Consider the following 17,588-nt stretch of genomic DNA (forward strand, 5'->3'; position numbering starts at 1 on the left):
TAACTTCACGCCATCCTCCACTATCAGATTACTTGCTTATAAAACTTAATGCGAAATGTCGTCCCTTCACCCTTTTGACTTTTCACTTCAATATCCCCCTGCTGACTGGTAACGATACTATGTGCCATCGCAAGGCCAATGCCGACACTGTCATCACTCGCATTTTTCCCTTTGTAAAACCGTTTGAATATGTAAGGGATATCCTCCTTAGGTATTCCTTCCCCATTGTCAGAAATCGTGATTTCTGTGAATAGTGCATTCTCCGAAAATAGAATGGTGATTTCTCCGCCGTCAGGCGTGTGCTCGACACAGTTTTTTACGATATTGATGAGAGCTTCTGCGGTCCAGTTGAAGTCAACGTTAAAGGCTGCGTTTTCATCGCCTTTGACAGTTAACACTTGCATTTTAATATCCATTGGAACCAATAGCGGCTCTAGCGCCTTTTGTACGAGCTGACTAACCAATACTTTTTCCTTTTTAAAAGCAATCGTTCCCGCATCAATCTTCGAAAGTTTTAATAAGGAAGATACCAGCCATTCCATCCGTTCCAGTTGTACCTGGAGATTCCGAGTGAATTCTGCTCGCTTCCCATCCTCCAGTCGTTTATCCCCTAACAAATCTGCCATCATCATCATCGAAGTCAAAGGGGTTTTAATTTGGTGAGAAATATCGGAAATCGCATTGGTCAATTTTGCTTTATCCTCCTGTAAAACCGCCCCTTGCTCAGATAGCATTTTTGTCACTTTATAAATTTGACTTTTTAAGATACTTAACTCGCCTTCATAATTATCACGGACGTCCAACTGAAAATTGCCATTACTTATTCGTTGTAAATAGCCAGAGAGTTTCTCGATTTCTCGGTAACGCCATCTAGTAAAAATCAGCGTGCAACTAATCAGTAAAATCGATACACCAAGCACAAAACCGGCCGCATGCATTGAAACGAGAATGGCCGCCAACGCAATTCCGAAACCACTAATGAAAAGAAGAATGATTAGAAAGATTTGAACTTCTCGATTACGGAACAATTCACTCACCAACCCTATAGCCCATGCCTCGAATCGTCTTGATCAGCGTTGGGTTTTGCGGATCATCTTCTAACTTCTCTCGCAATCTTTTAATATAGACGGTCAAGGTATTGTCATTGACAAAATCACCAGCGACATCCCAAATTCGATCGAGCAGCTGTGCTCTTGTGAGTATTTGTCCAAGGTGATTAGCGAAAATGAGAAAAAGTCGATATTCTAGGGCCGTCAACAAGATCTCCTGGCCATTTTTATAGACTTTTCCTTCCAATGTGTTAATTTGTATATTTCCAATATCAATGGTGTTTTTCGGTTGAGTATGGCGCTGGTAGCGACGGAGTACCGTCTTGATCCTTGAAACAAGCTCACGAATGCGAAAAGGTTTGGTAATATAATCATCCGCTCCCATATCAAGACCCATCACGACATTCACTTCATCATCAAAAGCAGTTAAAAAAATGACCGGAATATCCCGACGTTTCTTCACCAGCTCACATAAGTCATAACCGCTTCCATCTGGTAAGGACAAATCAAATAAACATAAATCGATTTCTTCGATTTGATTTTGAATAACCTCCATTGCAGAAGCCGCATTATGACAAAGCAGGGTTTCATAGTCTTCCTGTTTCAAGGAATACTCCAACCCTGAAGCGATGGTACGGTCATCTTCGACCAATAAAATTTTCATACGGTTCACCCTAACATTTAGGTTTTTCTTTAATCTTATCAAAAAACAGCGTAAAACCCCTATCTTTAGATATGGAGATACTCATCCTCTATCACGGGATACGGAAATCTATCTATATGGATCAAAAAAGCTCTTTAGTTGAGTGAATAAAAAAAAAATTGGTTTTTAAAAAACCAATTTTTAATAAATATTTTAATTTTCCATCATCCTTTATAGATTTGAAAAAGAATCAAGGACCTTTACTAAAGACTCAATCTCAGGCTTAGAGATTTGTGCGTTAGCACCAACGCTTTCTCCTTTATGTCTTAGGTCATTGGTAATTAAGGATGAAAAAATGACTACTGGAAGTGGATTTAAAACAGGGTGTTCCTTTACCCATTTCGTCAAAGAAAGACCATCCATTTTCGGCATTTCAATGTCAGTAATTAAGCAATAAATATCTGACAAAGCATTCTTCCCTTTAGCGTTGACCGCATGTTCCAGATATTCCACTATTTCTTTTCCATTATTTTTTATCGTTAGGTTTTGGTATCCTGATTTTTGTATACTATCTCGAATGAGTTGAACAAGAAATGGTGAATCTTCTGCTATGAGAATATGTTTATTTCTTCTTTCTTCATTGTACTGGATCCCACTGATTCGTTCCTCATTGATTCCTGTGCTAGGATTGATTTCGGTAAGAATTCTTTCAAAGTCTAAAAGGAAGATAATTTTATCCTCCAAATTTAGAATCCCTACTATTTGACTATTCTTATCATAGGTAATATTCGATGGTGTAATAATATCTTCCCATGTGACCCTTTTAATTCCTATAACGTCGTCAACTTGAAAGGCCGTAACCTGTTGATTCATTTCGGTAATGACCCATTTAGGATTACTGTTAGATTTATGTTCTGATAATCCTAGCACTTTAGGTAAATCCACAACAGAAATGACGGTACCCCTCAGTTCACTGACCCCCATGATAAATGGATGGGAATTTGGTAGTGGAGTGTAATTACTCGCTTCGACTAATTCTTTTACCTTCAATACATTAATACCATAGATTACTTCACCAATTTTAAATTCCATAATATCTATTTCATTTGAGCCACTTTTCATTACATCCATTGTTTTCATTCCTCATTTCATCTTCGTTTTATAAGATGATAACCATTCCACAAAAGAAAATACTATAAAATAAATCAGCATCCCTCTATTTATATCTTTTGTGGATGCTCCTCTTTCATAAGATGATTGATCTCTTTTTCTTTATCGACTAACGAGCCCAGTTTGTTTAATGCTGTCGGGATTCAAGCAACTAGACATATTTTTATACATTTTAGTGAAAGTATTCCTATTTAAAAAAGAACCCTATTCATTAGGGCTCCTTTCCTCCATCTATCAGAATAATTAAGTTATTTTTCCACACATTGGTAATTGTTGATTTAACTTATTACTTTGCCAGTCATGCTTATATAGAGTGTAATGATGATATTTTTGATTCTCAATTTCAATATCTCCAACCACTTGAAAACCAATTTTTTGAATGACTCTATTAGAGCTAATATTATTTGTTAAGGCAATCGCATTTAATTGCTCAAGATTGGTTTTCTCAAACAAAAAATGAACCAACCCTTTTGCTGCTTTTGTTGTGTATCCTCTATTTCGATAATCCCTTGAAATTCCATAGACGATTTCTCTGTTAGGTTCCGGTAATTCCTCTTTAATTCCAGTACTTATAAAACCAATAAACTGATCCGTTTCTTTGTGGATAATACCTAATTTCAAGACATCTTTTCCTTCTATATTAGGGACTGACGATAAAAAAGCTTTGTTTGACGGGATTTCATATTTTGTTACATAGAATAATCGTTTTTCTCTTGTCGTCTTCCAATCTGGTAAAAACTCATAGACTTCTGGTTGTGAAGTAATTTCATAAATGGCATCTACATCTTCGATTGTTAATTCCCGAAGTAGAATATCTCCACAATCAATGGTAAATACATTGCTCACATTTTCATCCCCTAGTTTCCTTTTATAAAAAAGATTCTCTTAAAAAATGGAAATTCCTTCTTTTTCTTATCTGCCATTTCATTCAAAATAAAATTCCAATTACATTGAATCAAATGAAATTGAGTAAAAGAATGCAATGATAGAATCAATAAAAGAAAACTAGGACATATTTTTTGCTCCGTTAGATAACTATCTGATTTTTAAAATGATTTTCCCTTTCGCTCTTCCTGACTCCGCATATTCCATCGCTTTTTGAGCATCTTCAAAAGGAAAAACTCTATCAATGATCGGTTTGATTTTACCAGTCTCAATAAAGTTGGCAATTGTACGCAATTGCTCACCACTCGGCTTCATAAACAAAAACGAATATTCAACATTATGCTTTTTTTCAAGCGCCGTAAGTTTATGACTTGCGGCTCCAAACAACAACGTTTTAAAAAATCCGGAACCATATTCTTTACCAAACCGAGCATTCGGTAATCCCGAAACGGAAACAATTTTCCCTCCGCTTTTTACCACTTCGAAGGATTTTTCGAGTGTCTCGCCCCCAAGTGTATCAAATACGGCATCGTAGTTTTCCAGTATCTCTTCAAATTTTTCTGTCTTGTAGTTAATCATTTTATCTGCACCAAGAGATTTTACTAAATTCTCACCTGCAACACTTGCAGTCGTTGCTACAAAAGCACCCATTAATTTAGCCAGTTGAATCGCAAAGGTACCGACACCACCAGAACCAGCGTGAATCAAAATCTTTTGGCCCTTTTGTAATTGCATAATGTCTGTTAGGGCTTGATAGGTGGTTAACCCAACCAGTGGGATCGATGCTGCTTCTTCAAAGCTCAAATTTTTAGGCTTTAAGGCGATGTCATCTTCATGAACCGCGATATATTCCGCAAACGTACCGATTTTACTTTTACGTGGACGTGCATATATTTCGTCACCAACCTTAAAACGAGTCACTTTTGCGCCAACCTTTACCACGACACCAGCGAAGTCATTTCCTAAGATAAGCGGCATTTTATATTGAACTAACAATTTCACTTTCCCATCGCGTATCTTAAAATCAACTGGATTAATACTAGCTGCATGAATTTCTGCAAGTACCTCGTATTCATCAATTTCAGGTGTAGGCATTTCTGCCAAACGCATGGGAACTTTCCCATAACGATCAATAACCATTGCTTTCATAGACTATACCTCCAAATAATATGTGTAAATTCCATCATTTCAATAAAAGTTCTCCATGAACTGATCAATATCCATCACAAGCGTTTTTAATAAACCTAATTCTGTACGAACATTAATATAATAAAAGTTTTTTGTCCCTTCTTTACGCATTAAAATAACACCAGCATCCCGTAAAACCTTCAAATGATGAGACACCGCAGGTCGAGAAAGATGGGTTTGTTCCGTGATTTCACCCACCCGTAATCCTGTTTGACAATCCGTCCCCAGTAGAACTAAAAGAATAGATTGACGAGTTTCATCACCAATGGCCAATAGTACTTTTTGACAATTAATAAAATCCTCTTTAATCCTATTTAGTTGGTCCTGTTTATTCATTCAGTAAAATACCTCCAATTATCAGTTGAATGGTTTAAGTTGATGAACCAAACTGCTGAATACAACAATAAACGATTGTTATGATAGCTGCAATATTGAGAAAGAAAATCGAGACGAATACTCAGGCATCTGTCCTACGCTCAACGCGTGTTATTTCTAAGATGAAATTGATTTGGAACTTTTTGGTTTTTAATTCGTAGATAAATATAAGAAATATATTGTGGGAGGAATTACAATGAGTGAAAAGGGTTGTGTGAAATGCGGAGCTAGAGATACTGGCACTAAGGAAGTCGCCATGACGGGAACCGGTTTATCGAAAATGTTTGATCTTCAACATAACACCTTTATTGTGGTCTTCTGTAAAAAATGTGGTTATTCCGAGTTTTATAATAAGAAAACATCGACAGCATCAAATATCTTGGATTTATTTTTTGGTGGTTAATGGAGGAGATTAAATGGATAAAATATTTCTATTTTTCGTAATTGGATATATCGTAATATCGCTGATTCTCGTCCCCTTCCAGTACCGCTATGTCGAGCAAATGGAAAAAATGCGCCTGGCCAATGAAAAGAAGGGGAAAAGTCAGGGGCAGATGTTTGAAGAGATGGAGTTTGGGCAACAGGTGTTACATGCAAATGTGCAAGGGAGTCTACTATTCTTTTTAGCTAATATTATTGCGACGATTGTGTATAAAATAAAACACCGACGGTAAAGGGGTGAGGATTGCCTCACCCCTTTTCTTTTTTGTATCAAGACTCTTTTATAACTGAATGTTGATTTTCCTGTGTTTGAAAAAATAAACGGAGATTTTCCGGTTATATTAGGAAATACTCATATTTCCTTAAAATAAGGGGAGTTTTTCCGTTTAAAGCATCCAAATCTTTGGATTTTGCCTTATTTAGTGCAGTTAATCGGAATATCTCCGCTTATATTGGCTTCTTAAGCTTCCTTTAGATACATAGCCGGAAATTCTCCGCCTATTCATTCTCATTCCTACACGAAAAGCAACAAACAAGGTCACTACTACACAAAAAGCATACTTCCAAACTGATGAATTAAAAAAAATCAATAAATGCTGATTTCATCGTTGGGACCATTTTTTCAAAAATCTCAATCTCCTCCACAGATCCTTTCAAGTACCCCATTTCAAAAAGCTCCATCGGTCTTTTATATCCAAATAGTATGGCTGAAAGGGAATTGATATTTAAGCGAATTCCTTTTTTAGGAGGATGAACACATTGACCTCCAGCTTTTTCTTTAAACACCTTTATTTCATCATTTCCAATGAAATAGCTTCCATTATTCCAAGGAGCATGTGCATCTTCTAGATGAAGAAATAGCTGCTCATTTCCGAGTGTAAAAGGAAATTTCCTTAAACATTCCTCAGCATCCACGACTCTTGCCATAAAATAAGGGGATAACTCTGCTTTCACCTTGGGCTGCGGCAGAAAATAAGGAAAAGGATCGTGACTGGCAAGCGTAATTGTCACGGTTTCCACCATGGAGTCATGCTGGCAAATGAAGTTCCATAACCCGATTCTTGCTTCCTGGTTCATAGCAATCATCTCTTCCACAACCATCTTTCTATCTTTTACATGGTATAGAATATAGCCATTAGCCTCTTTCACAGAATCGTAATAGACAGCAAGTTGAGAGTCCTCATCATACACGTGATGCTTCCACCAATGGGTATCGCGTTTCAGCATTCCCGTAAATTGTATGCTAAATTCTTGATACATCTTTTCAATTTCCTCATTATGGGTCTCTTTCGAGTATCTTTTTACCAACCCTTGCTGGCTTTCAAGGAATTTCAGGTCCTTCTTTTCAATCGTGATTTTTTTCTGTTCATTTAATATTTCCCATCCAAATCTCCGATAAAATGAGATATCAAATGGGTGTAAAAGCGATACGATTTGAGCATTATCTCGCATCTGCTTTAAAGAATCGATAATAAGTGTTTTAACATAACCATTTCGTCGATATTCCGGGTATGTAGCGACACCTGCGATCCCTCCCATTTTCCATTCATCCTCTTTCATCTGAACGTTTAATGGAATAATATGAAGCTTGGCAGCCAGAATGTCCTCATCCCATATTCCTAAAATTTGTTTTTTCAACATTTCTTTTCTAGCCGGTAAGTCGGATTCCGCAACCTTATATTGAAAGGCATACATGGACAGTTTTACTGCTTCTACGTATTCATCTTCTCTTACTTCCGTAACCAACATTTAAGCCCCATCTCCTTTGCCTGACTTCATATATTTATTAGCATAGCAAGAACTTCATTCAACGATTTTTTTTATTTGTCCGTGGTACCAAATTCCGTCCATCAGGATATTTTTGTTTTCAAATATGTCCGAACTTCCTCTACATCTGTTATCTCTCTTTTAGGAATGATGTAGGCACTAACCGAACTATTGTAAAGATAGAAGTTAGAATCATCTTCCTTGAACTCATGGATTCCAGACCAATGAACCTTCGTTTCACCATTAGAAGCAACATCAACAATTCCCTCGTCAGAAAAAGTCATCGTATGCTTCCCTAATAACCCCTCATTCTTTCCTTCGTTAACCATCTTTTTCGTGTGCCGGGCAATGCGGTTAAAGAAATATTTCGGATAAAAAATCGCCCACATCATACCAATTAAAAAGAAAGGAATAAAGGCATATAAGAATGGAATATCTGCGATCAACGAAAAAATATAAGCAACAATAATATAGACAACCGGTGTTGCAAACCTTTGCATTTTCAAAGATTTCATTGCAGAATCAGAATTTTTGATATGAAAAATATTAAACTTTAGATAATCCTCTTCGGTTAAGTTGTATTTGATTTCCATTGATATTCTCCTAGCATGTATTAGAGTAGACCTGGTTTCCGTTATTTGGATCGTTTTACAATATCCTTATTTTTACGATGTTTCACTTCATCCATTTTCTCATAAAAACTTTCTTCCGCATCAAGGCCGAAAAAGTTATAAAACTTGAGCATATAAGCCAGACAATCCGACAGCTCTTTACCGATATTCTCTTTAATCTGATTCTTGGCCAACTCAAAAGCCTTATCCTCATCCATTCCCTTTTGAATATAGGAAGCCGTAAGATTAAAACCCTTCCGGAGCTCCTCCGCGACTTCAGCCACCTCTGTCGTCAGCAGCATGTAATTGTTCAGCAGCGAAGCACGGCTCTTATCATAGCTCTCTTCGCTAATCACCCAACCCATTTCTTTCTGAAACTGTTCTGCAAATGCTTGTATTTCTTTCATTTGGACCCCTTTCATTGTTCATAATTGAGGCTTTGAATTCCTTTATTTTATACATTAAATCCTAATAAATTTTTCAGAGGTAACTAATTATTATGTCGTTTGTTAACTTCAATCGTAATGAACTCCGGCAAATAGCTGGGTGTACATCCTTTTGATACTATTTCATCTTTGTAAAGACCCGTTTTCTCACCAAGTTTAATACAACGTACACGATTCTTTTCATCATAAACGCCTATCCAGCCTGCAGTGAAATTCATAGCCCATTGAACTTCCGGTTCTTCCTGCGTAATATTAGCTTCTAATGCAGATAGCAAGTATGCGGTGTTATCAGGTGGTGTTTGTCCAGTCCATCTCAATCGCGCTTGATAATACCAGAAAGCTCGCCTTTGAAGAGCAGAAGGGCTATTTTCCCATGACTCCATCAATGCAATTGTCTTCTTGTCTTTGGTGAGCTGATTAGCCATTAACCAATCCATTAAGTTATTTTGCTCATCAAAAGTGTGAGTCTGCATATCCTTATCAAGCTTATTTAGCACATCTTGTGAAAGAAGTTTTTTGTCCATAATTAAGATTGCTAATAGTCTGGGAAAAACGCTTCGGTTGACCAAAGTTCCATAGCTAGTTCGTGATCTTTTTTAATGTCCTTCGCGATTTTTCGTAAGTCGCCTAGCTTTGTTTTACTATTGATCTGAGGTAGAATGTTTTCTGCTTTTGAAGAGCGTTGTATTTCTGTATCTTTTTTTTCATCCATTTTTTACAACTCCTTTATTAAAGCACTGTTTCATATATATATGTCCTTGACGAGATATATCAAGAACTTAATTTTGTTATAAGCCTTATTGCAGTGGCGTGTCTCCAAAGTTTACCTTTTTTAATATTGTAGCATATATCGTATTAATGCTTTCTCAACCTATAATAGAAGAGCAACCATCTTTAATATAATAATCACATTTAACTTTTAATTGGATACGAAAAGAGCATTCCTTTTTAAAGAAACGCTACCCTTTAAGTAATCACTCACAAACTACAAAATTAATGTACAAACCTGCTCTTTAACGTTATTTGAGCTGCATAATATGCAAAAAAAGCACCCCAAAGGATGCCTTTAAAAATTCATCTCTATTATGCTGCTTACAGAGTCTGCTTGATGTTTTTCAAAATCTTTCGAAGCTCTTAAAGCTCCTAATAAAGATTGATAGTAATCATAATTATTATTACTGTTAAGTTTTTTATAACCTTCTCGCGCCTTTTCCGTTAAAACTGAGTTCTTATGGTAGTTTTCCAAATATAAAATTGACTTCGATACCCATGTTTCAAAGTTAACTGAATTAAAAAACTTAAATCCCATGCTTTCACTAGCTTCTGACTCTAATAGTTCTCCAGTTTTTAATAGTTCGTTTATCATATTCAATCACCTCCCTCTATACTAAAATTCGACAGATAGAAGGATTCCCCTTCTTAATTGCCGAATATTGTAAATAAAAGGAGCTGATAAATTTGAACGCTAATTTAATTACTTATGATCTTATAGCACCACTACGGGATTATGATAACTTAATAAAAAAAATAAAAACTAGCTTCAGTGATTACGAAAAAAATTACTGAATCCGTATGGATTGTTGAAACAAATAAAACAGCAAGTGAAGTTTTTGACGAAATAAAACCACATACAGATACAGATGATAGATTATTTGTTGCAAAAATAAATGGTGGAGCTAAGTGGAAAAGAAACATTTTAGGTGATTCTGATAATCTAAAAACAATATTGTAAATAACAAATACTCCATCTGTACAACAAATAAAGCCTTTTTCAATGAAACAAGAAAAAGGCTCTTTGATTTTCAATGTTCAATTTTATTTTTAACACTCTCTAGATGCGATTGTACTGTGTCTTTTTTCACACTACTAATAATTCAGAGGTAACAAGTTGCTGCTTATTAACACGCTTTTTTCGATAATCTTACTTTTTGGTGGGAGCCACATATTTTCCTTTTTCCCATTGCAATAATTGGTCATTAAATGAATGCTTCATACCTTCATCTTCTTGGTTGCAAAAATGGGTATAATATAGTAGATTGGTTGCAACGTACAAACGTCGATGTAATAAGGTTTGCAAAACAAAAAGTACACCAAAAAGCGCTTAATGCGTCATTCAGTGTCCTTCAGAGGGCTAGTAGAACATTATTATCTAGAATAATTAATTCCTACAAGAGTGTTAAAATTCTTCAGTAGGCTTTTTAAACCATAATAGTTATAAATTAATTTTACCGATTCCATTAAGCATGTTACACTCATTGCAAGGTATAACTCTTCACTTTTCTTCATATTTATTAAGTTAATCCGATTCTTCTCAAAATAAAAATTTCTAATTGCATCTTTTCCATGGGTTTCTATTGAGAGGATAGAATAAAGAAGGTTATACTCAACAAATAAACCTATTTTATGACATAATTTCTTAAAATTATTTGTATCTCCATCTAGGTTATACCATTTTTGTTCTATACGTTTCATTCCAATGTCATTTAGATATCCATCTATTATACTTTTTTGATAATTATCATCCATCTTAGCCGCAAGTTTTTCGCGTATTTCACCTTTTTTTAGTTGAAGAAATTCTCTCAATTTATAACTATCTAAACTGTCCTCGGTTAAATCATTCAATAATTGTATTTCTTTAATTTTTGTTGAGTATGTATAAGACTTAGCTCGTATTTCAGTATCCTTTTCTAGAATGAATTTACAGTATACATAGTTCTCGAAAATTGTTCTTAATATAGTATCTCCCGCTGTATGATGTTTACTTTCTAAAAGAATTAACATAGATTTTGAATGGTTTATCATATTTTCTAATAACCCTAGAATAACAGCATCTGGAATGTCAAATTCGCCCCTATCTCCCCTTTGATTAAAACACTCATCAATTACATTTTTAAATACTTTTTGAGATTCTGTTACAACTCTTTTCAAAGTTTTCAAAAGGCTCTTCCCCCTAACAAAGCCTAACTGTCTTTATTTTTTTTGTCTTCAATTTCTTTAATACAGATATCAATAATATCAATAATTAATCCAAGCCTTTTTTTATCATAACTAAGTCTACCTGTAATAACCGCAAAAGTAATAAACACAACCATTAACACTGCAAAAAATGAATAAACTGTAAACTCATTAAAAATAGACAATTTCTTCCCCATAAAAAATATTAACAAAGGAACAAAAATACCCATTACTGTTCTTAAATATAATTCTTCTGCTGTTTCTTTAGAATATTGAGTATAGTAAGCTTTCATAAGTCTTAAATTATCTATATTTTCATTCGTACATCTCAAAATATTCTCTTTAATTATTGATAGATTTTCTAAAGTTTTATACTTAACAGATTGGTTGTTTAAAAAGTAATGCAATTTATCATCAAAATTACTCAGATCATCCATCCATTCATAAACTGACATTTTCCCCCTAAATTTCTGGGGACCAGATTTCACATTGTACAGTACTAACATTAATGCGGCATACATAAATGCTGCTGCCAAAATTGTAATTAGATTCTTAACAACTACTGGAGCATTAGATAAATTAATTATGATTACTATAGAAAAAGGTATAATCATTCCGACAACAAATATTTTTATTTTCCTAAAAATCTTAGCCTTCATCAAACTTCACCTTTTTGACTTTGCTCGATGCGTAACAATTTATATACCACCATGTTCAGGTAGCTCAGTGAGCCTTGGTCTTTCATTACACACAACAACATCAAAACTTCCTTTTTGTTCCATTATATCAATTTCTATTCTGATCGTACTAGGATTAATTTCTATCTCATTTAAGCGAAAAAGGATTGCCCTCGTTTATTATAGTTATGTTGATGTTGGCCGGAGAAAACCTGGCTTTTTTATTTATTCATCCAAATCATGGTCTTGATGTTATAACTTATTAAATGCAAAACAGGTAATTATTCACACCCAATAACCATGGCAATTTTCCTATTTTTCATTTATATTTTATAAATATCATGTTAGCATTGTAATATACCTTTTATTTGGTAATTTCTTTTTTGAAATATTAATAGAAAACAGATTTAATAGGGGGAAACAACTTATATGCAAAGATGGATTGGAGCTAATCCTACACTCTTACAGAAGAATATGAGCTCAAAATTCAAGAAGGAGCTTTCAAACGCTGAGCATACTGTACTTAATTCGAATGAGATAGTTCTTAAAGCAATTGAAGTAGAGTTAGATAAGAAAAGTGGAAAAGAGATTGATGGTGTACTTACTTTAACAAATATCAAAATGATATTTATATCGAAGAACCAGTTCTATTCCTTTGAATATAGCTCGATAAGAAATATCCAAATTACAGCTGATGGGAAAGATAAAAAAGAATGGAAATTAATATTCTTTTCCGGTAGAAATAAATATGAAATTGATGACATTAAAAAGAATGACGACACCGAAGAATTCTTCTACCTCCTTCAGGAAAAGGTAAAAAATCCTATACAAGAGTTTCAAACTTCTGTAACGCACGACTTTAATTATTTCTTGCATGCCGATAGACTAAATGATTTTAAAGTAAATGGTATCAAAGTTACCCCTTTCCTGATGAAGCGTGATGACCAAGGAATAGGATCAAACGGTCAAAGGTTACTAAAGGAAAAACATCCATACGCTACACTAATTACCCAAGGATTCTTTAAAGACTCTGAAAAGAAAAAAGGTAATTTTATTGTTGTAGATTTAATGGTTATGTTATATGAATATGATCAACAAACTCGTAAAGCAAAAAAGATAGCTGCTTGGCCTTTGGCATTCTTTAATGGATGTAAAATTGACCATTTTGCTTTGAAAACAGAAGTTATTACAAGCGAAGGTAAGCTCGTTCTAAATAACTTAGGAAAACAATTTGCTGAAACCTTAATAGCACAAAATATACCTTTTATCTTATTAAAAAGAAAGTGGTACAAAAAGATTATAGGCTTCCGTAGTGGTAAATGGTGGAAGGCTTCAATTGCTTCGTTAATGTACATGTTTATCCTTTTTATCGGTATCGGAATCGTCTTTGGTGAAGATACAACTGAAAAGAAAAAAATAACAAGTACTTCAACCTCCGTTAAAACTGAATCAAAAGAACAACAGGATGAAAGTGTAAAAGAAGCTCAGTCAGCTGAAGAACAAAAGAAAAAAGAAGAGGAAGAAGCTACTAGGTTAGCTGAAGAGCAACGTCAAAAAGAAGAGGCTGCACGTTTGGCTGAAGAACAACGTCAAAAAGAAGAAGCTGCACGTCTAGCTGAAGAACAACGTCAAAAAGAAGAAGCAGCCCGACTGGCTGAAGAGCAACGTCAAAAAGAGGAAGCTGAAAGATTAGCTGCCCAACAGGCACAACAACAAGCTAGTCAAAACATTTTTTACGCAAACTGTTCAGAAGTACGTGCTGCTGGTGCAGCACCAATTCACCAAGGCGAACCTGGTTATTCTAGAAAATTAGATAGAGACGGCGATGGAATCGCTTGTGATCAGTAACTATGATTAAAGCTGCAGAAATCTGCAGCTTTTTTTATCTGTTAGGTCAAAGGAATCTTTCTAAAAAACATGGTATTATTATGATAGAAAACTAATTGTCTAGGAGGATAACTTTGAAAAAGGTCGTCAAAGTAGTAGCTGCAGTAATCGAAAATGAAGAGAATGAAATTCTATGTGCACTTAGATCACCAGTGATGTCCATCCCTAATATGTGGGAGTTTCCAGGTGGGAAAGTAGAAGCCAATGAGGATATTTATTCAGCACTTGAAAGAGAAATTGATGAAGAATTGGGTTGTAAGATTGAGACAGCTAAAGAAATCTTCAATGACAATACCCATGAATATGATACCTTTATCATCAATTTAATTTCGATTAAATGCAGAGTAGTGGAGGGAACACCAACGCCAAGTGAACACTCAAAACTAATCTGGTTAAAAAGTGAAAATCTTGATTCTCTTAAGTGGGCACCTGCAGACATTCCAGCAGTTGAACAATTAATTAACGAAAAATAGTCTTCTCGAAACGAGAAGACTATACTTTTTCAGTAAACTCAGTATATAGATTTGCCGGAATTTGATTCTCCAATTTGATTTTAACCGTCATCGGTTTTTCCCCTTCGAATTGGACAGTATCCCCTCGACCAATATAGATAAAAGGTTCATTTTTCCCATCAATTTCTCGATACTTCCTAACAAATAAATGAAGGTTAATCCCACGGCTCTTATTACGAATAATATTCTGTCCCCGATCCGTATTCTGTGAGGTACTATTTGGGGTTTGCCACTGAAAATAACAGTCATCGATAAATTTATCCTGATAGTTAATGCTTTCCTTGATGTCCTCTTCCTTGTGAAGATCAATAAACAAGAAATAATCATTTCCATTGGTAAGAAGTCCAGAACCCCTATATGAACTATGGATTTTTCGGTAATTTGAGAGTAATGCGGTGTCCACCATTTGATATTGTTCATACAGTTTAAAATGTGGAACTCCGTAATATTCTGTTTTGTATTCTTTTTCATATCGGAAAATCCCATAGGTAATGACATCTTCGATAAACTTCCTGTAATCCTCATACAATAGTAAATCTGTAAAGAGTTGAGTCTTTACTAATTTACCATTGTTATAATGAAATAATTTAGGCTTACTCTTTAATTGACCACTATCATAGTAATTTTGATTCAAGCACTCAAAAGCATGAAGAATACTATCATCATCCACATCATTGATTTGTTTTAATATTTGTTTTCTTGCCATTTCCAGATCGATGTCCTCATGGTCCAGTAAAAACCGCATAATAACAAATTCATAAACCCTCTTGAGTGGAAGTTTACTAGACAGTTCCTTTATAGCTGCTTCAAAGGATTCATTTTGCAAAAGATCCTTTAAATAGTCATCCTTTTCTACTTTGGCCACGAATTGTAAGTATGATTTCTCTCGATCGATGAATTTTACAGGATTAGGTGCACCATCATATTTCAGATAATCCAATAATAAATATGGAATCCGTCCCTGATTAAGCTTCTTAAATTCAAAATACTCTTCCTTAAGGTACTTCATTGAATTAAAGTTTTCTTTGTCAATCTGGGATAAAATTCGTTCCTGAGTGATTTTATCCATTTGAATATGCGTACAACCAGGAATGTTCGCAAAACCTGTCGCAACAGCTACCTTCAAACTTTCTTTATCATAGTATCGACTTCCATTTAAAGCTAAAGCAATAAGGAAGGTTTTGTTATGGTTCCCGATAAAATCAAGTACGGTTAAAAATTCTTTTTCTCCATGTTTTCTTAATCCTCTACCAAGCTGCTGGATAAAAACAATTGGCGAATTCGTTGGCCTTAACATTAATACAGTATTAACAGAAGGAATATCGACACCTTCATTAAAGATATCAACTGTAAAAATAAATTCTAACTCATCATGATCACTTTCTAATTGTTTGATAAATCGTTCACGTGTATCTGGTGAATCTCCTCCGTGTAGACAAACACTTTGGTAACCTCTTTTATTAAATTCGCTCGCCATATACTGAGCATGTTCAATACTTGCACAGAATCCAAGACCCTTCCTTTTGTCACCATCATGACCATAGAAGTCCATTTTTTCAATAATGAAATCTACCCGTTCATTCACCTTTAACCTTTTGGTAATCTCAGCAATATCATCAATGTCCACATCACTCAGATCAATACCTTCAATATCAGTGATTCCAAAGTAATGAAAAGGAATAACCAGTTCATCCTCAAGCGCCTCATGTAAGCGGACTTCTAAGGCAACATTATTATCAAAGAGATCGAAAACATTGTAGCCATCTGTACGTTCAGGCGTGGCCGTCATCCCTAGAGTAAATTTAGGCTCAAAATAGTCTAATACCGTTTGATAGGTTGGGCTAGTCGCATGGTGAGCTTCATCTATAATGAGATAATCAAATTCATCCCTTTGGAACTCTTCAAAGCATTTTGAAATCGTTTGGATGGTGGCAAACACATAATCCACATGTTTTTGTTTATGATTACCTGTTAGTAAACCAAAGGTAATCCCTTCATTCGGTAAAAGAATCTCAAAGGTTTCCTTCGCTTTTCTCAAAATTTCTTCTCTATGAACGATGAAAAGTAACCTTTTTGGTTTGTAACTTTTCACATCAAATGCCGACATATAAGTTTTTCCCGTACCAGTCGCGGCAATCACAAGCGCCTTTTTCTCTCCAAAACTCCTCAACCTCTCTAAATTCTCGGTAGCTCGTCTTTGCATTCGATTTGGGACAATGTATTGTTTATTTTCATATATCAATTGCCGTGTTTTCGTTGTATCCTTAAAGCGCTTTAGGAATTCTTCATATCTACTAATAAAATCCTGATCGGCAACCTCACTCATGTTCCAAAGTGAATCGTATTCCTTCAAAACATCCTGAATAAATCGACCATTCTCTTTCGTAATGATTTCAACATTCCATTCAATATTGCTTTTTAACGCACTCTGAGTAATATTTGAGGAACCGATAATTACTTTATAACTATCTTTGTATTCGAATATGTATGCCTTCGTGTGAAAACCAATCTCTTTATCGGTGACAAAAACCTTTAAATCCACATTCTTAAACTGTCTAATCTTTTCCAATGCCTTTGCATCCGTGAAATTTAGATAAGTGGAAGTAATGATTTTTCCTTTAACTCCTTTGGCCTCAGCTTCCTTCAACGGATCCAGCAAAAGCTGCAGGCCGCTATAGTTAATAAAAGCCACACTAAAATAAAACTGCTCACACTCATTCATTGACCTTACTAATTCTCTTAACAAATTCCCTTTATCGGAATTCACGATTAGTTTTTTCTCTGCAAAATCCATGGAATTTCCCCTGACTTTTTAACTATTATCAATTTTGTTAATGTTATTATTTGGATATATTGAAATTGTACAATATATAGGGGGAAATAAAAAGATCTTCTATCCACAATGGATAAAAGATCTCACTTTGAATTTTTTCTTATTTTTTATTTATTCCCATCAAAGAATTCATAAGAACATATGGTACG

At 34.8% G+C, this 17,588-nt stretch carries 18 protein-coding genes and 1 pseudogene; 5 read left to right on the forward strand and 14 right to left on the reverse strand.

Going from position 1 to position 17,588, the window contains the following annotated elements; genetic code table 11:
* Positions 1–23 precede the first annotated feature (23 nt).
* From ACWM35_RS21355 to ACWM35_RS21380, 6 genes are all read right to left on the reverse strand, one after another.
* Entirely contained in the window at positions 24–1,028 is a 1,005-nt protein-coding gene (locus ACWM35_RS21355; RefSeq protein ID WP_454820915.1) for a sensor histidine kinase, read from the reverse strand.
* Between the two features lies 1 nt (position 1,029).
* Positions 1,030–1,713 carry a response regulator transcription factor gene (locus ACWM35_RS21360; RefSeq protein WP_454820916.1) on the reverse strand — a complete coding sequence of 228 codons (684 nt, stop codon included), beginning with the start codon at positions 1,711–1,713 and terminating at the stop codon, positions 1,030–1,032.
* A 210-nt stretch (positions 1,714–1,923) separates the two neighbouring features.
* On the reverse strand, positions 1,924–2,823 hold the full coding sequence (locus ACWM35_RS21365; protein ID WP_454820918.1) for a chemotaxis protein: 900 nt from the start codon (positions 2,821–2,823) through the stop codon (positions 1,924–1,926).
* A gap of 282 nt (positions 2,824–3,105) precedes the next feature.
* A complete protein-coding gene (locus ACWM35_RS21370; protein ID WP_454820919.1) occupies positions 3,106–3,708 on the reverse strand; it encodes a GNAT family N-acetyltransferase in 603 nt (200 codons plus the stop codon).
* 189 nt (positions 3,709–3,897) lie between these two features.
* Positions 3,898–4,896 (reverse strand): NADP-dependent oxidoreductase, encoded by a 999-nt coding sequence (locus ACWM35_RS21375; RefSeq protein WP_454820920.1) that lies wholly within the window; start codon positions 4,894–4,896, stop codon positions 3,898–3,900.
* A 39-nt stretch (positions 4,897–4,935) separates the two neighbouring features.
* Positions 4,936–5,271: an ArsR/SmtB family transcription factor gene (locus tag ACWM35_RS21380; protein WP_454820921.1), complete on the reverse strand. Its 336-nt coding sequence runs from the start codon at positions 5,269–5,271 to the stop codon at positions 4,936–4,938.
* Between the two features lie 235 nt (positions 5,272–5,506).
* Between ACWM35_RS21380 and ACWM35_RS21385 the strand changes: the two genes are divergently transcribed.
* Both ACWM35_RS21385 and ACWM35_RS21390 read left to right on the forward strand, forming a co-directional pair.
* Positions 5,507–5,713, forward strand: coding sequence for a zinc ribbon domain-containing protein (locus tag ACWM35_RS21385; protein ID WP_454820922.1), 207 nt, complete (start codon positions 5,507–5,509; stop codon positions 5,711–5,713).
* Positions 5,714–5,726: 13 nt separating this feature from the next.
* Positions 5,727–5,984 (forward strand): DUF3949 domain-containing protein, encoded by a 258-nt coding sequence (locus ACWM35_RS21390; protein ID WP_454820923.1) that lies wholly within the window; start codon positions 5,727–5,729, stop codon positions 5,982–5,984.
* A gap of 343 nt (positions 5,985–6,327) precedes the next feature.
* Here the strand turns inward: ACWM35_RS21390 and ACWM35_RS21395 are convergent, their stop codons facing one another.
* From ACWM35_RS21395 to ACWM35_RS21415, 5 genes and pseudogenes are all read right to left on the reverse strand, one after another.
* Positions 6,328–7,500: a GNAT family N-acetyltransferase gene (locus ACWM35_RS21395; protein WP_454820924.1), complete on the reverse strand. Its 1,173-nt coding sequence runs from the start codon at positions 7,498–7,500 to the stop codon at positions 6,328–6,330.
* Positions 7,501–7,601: 101 nt separating this feature from the next.
* A complete protein-coding gene (locus ACWM35_RS21400) occupies positions 7,602–8,111 on the reverse strand; it encodes a YcxB family protein (protein WP_454820925.1) in 510 nt (169 codons plus the stop codon).
* Between the two features lie 41 nt (positions 8,112–8,152).
* Positions 8,153–8,536: a MazG nucleotide pyrophosphohydrolase domain-containing protein gene (locus ACWM35_RS21405; protein WP_454820926.1), complete on the reverse strand. Its 384-nt coding sequence runs from the start codon at positions 8,534–8,536 to the stop codon at positions 8,153–8,155.
* Positions 8,537–8,619: 83 nt separating this feature from the next.
* Positions 8,620–9,287 (reverse strand): annotated as a pseudogene (locus ACWM35_RS21410) (DNA alkylation repair protein).
* Between the two features lie 354 nt (positions 9,288–9,641).
* Positions 9,642–9,941 carry a hypothetical protein gene (locus ACWM35_RS21415; protein ID WP_454820927.1) on the reverse strand — a complete coding sequence of 100 codons (300 nt, stop codon included), beginning with the start codon at positions 9,939–9,941 and terminating at the stop codon, positions 9,642–9,644.
* A 177-nt stretch (positions 9,942–10,118) separates the two neighbouring features.
* Between ACWM35_RS21415 and ACWM35_RS21420 the strand changes: the two genes are divergently transcribed.
* On the forward strand, positions 10,119–10,307 hold the full coding sequence (locus ACWM35_RS21420) for a hypothetical protein (protein WP_454820928.1): 189 nt from the start codon (positions 10,119–10,121) through the stop codon (positions 10,305–10,307).
* Positions 10,308–10,720: 413 nt separating this feature from the next.
* On the opposite strand, the gene ACWM35_RS21425 is transcribed toward ACWM35_RS21420, so the two are convergent.
* Together ACWM35_RS21425 and ACWM35_RS21430 are read right to left on the reverse strand one after the other, a co-directional pair.
* Positions 10,721–11,512, reverse strand: a complete 792-nt coding sequence (locus ACWM35_RS21425) for a DUF5677 domain-containing protein (protein ID WP_454820929.1) — start codon at positions 11,510–11,512, stop codon at positions 10,721–10,723.
* A gap of 23 nt (positions 11,513–11,535) precedes the next feature.
* Positions 11,536–12,189 (reverse strand): hypothetical protein, encoded by a 654-nt coding sequence (locus ACWM35_RS21430; RefSeq protein ID WP_454820930.1) that lies wholly within the window; start codon positions 12,187–12,189, stop codon positions 11,536–11,538.
* 447 nt (positions 12,190–12,636) lie between these two features.
* Between ACWM35_RS21430 and ACWM35_RS21435 the strand changes: the two genes are divergently transcribed.
* Together ACWM35_RS21435 and ACWM35_RS21440 are read left to right on the forward strand one after the other, a co-directional pair.
* On the forward strand, positions 12,637–14,055 hold the full coding sequence (locus tag ACWM35_RS21435; RefSeq protein ID WP_454820931.1) for an excalibur calcium-binding domain-containing protein: 1,419 nt from the start codon (positions 12,637–12,639) through the stop codon (positions 14,053–14,055).
* 113 nt (positions 14,056–14,168) lie between these two features.
* Complete coding sequence (locus tag ACWM35_RS21440; RefSeq protein ID WP_454820932.1) at positions 14,169–14,567, forward strand: (deoxy)nucleoside triphosphate pyrophosphohydrolase; 399 nt, start codon at positions 14,169–14,171, stop codon at positions 14,565–14,567.
* A 19-nt stretch (positions 14,568–14,586) separates the two neighbouring features.
* On the opposite strand, the gene ACWM35_RS21445 is transcribed toward ACWM35_RS21440, so the two are convergent.
* Positions 14,587–17,400 (reverse strand): DEAD/DEAH box helicase, encoded by a 2,814-nt coding sequence (locus tag ACWM35_RS21445; RefSeq protein WP_454820933.1) that lies wholly within the window; start codon positions 17,398–17,400, stop codon positions 14,587–14,589.
* Between the last annotated feature and the right edge of the window lie 188 nt (positions 17,401–17,588).

This window comes from Neobacillus sp. K501, assembly GCF_053749995.1.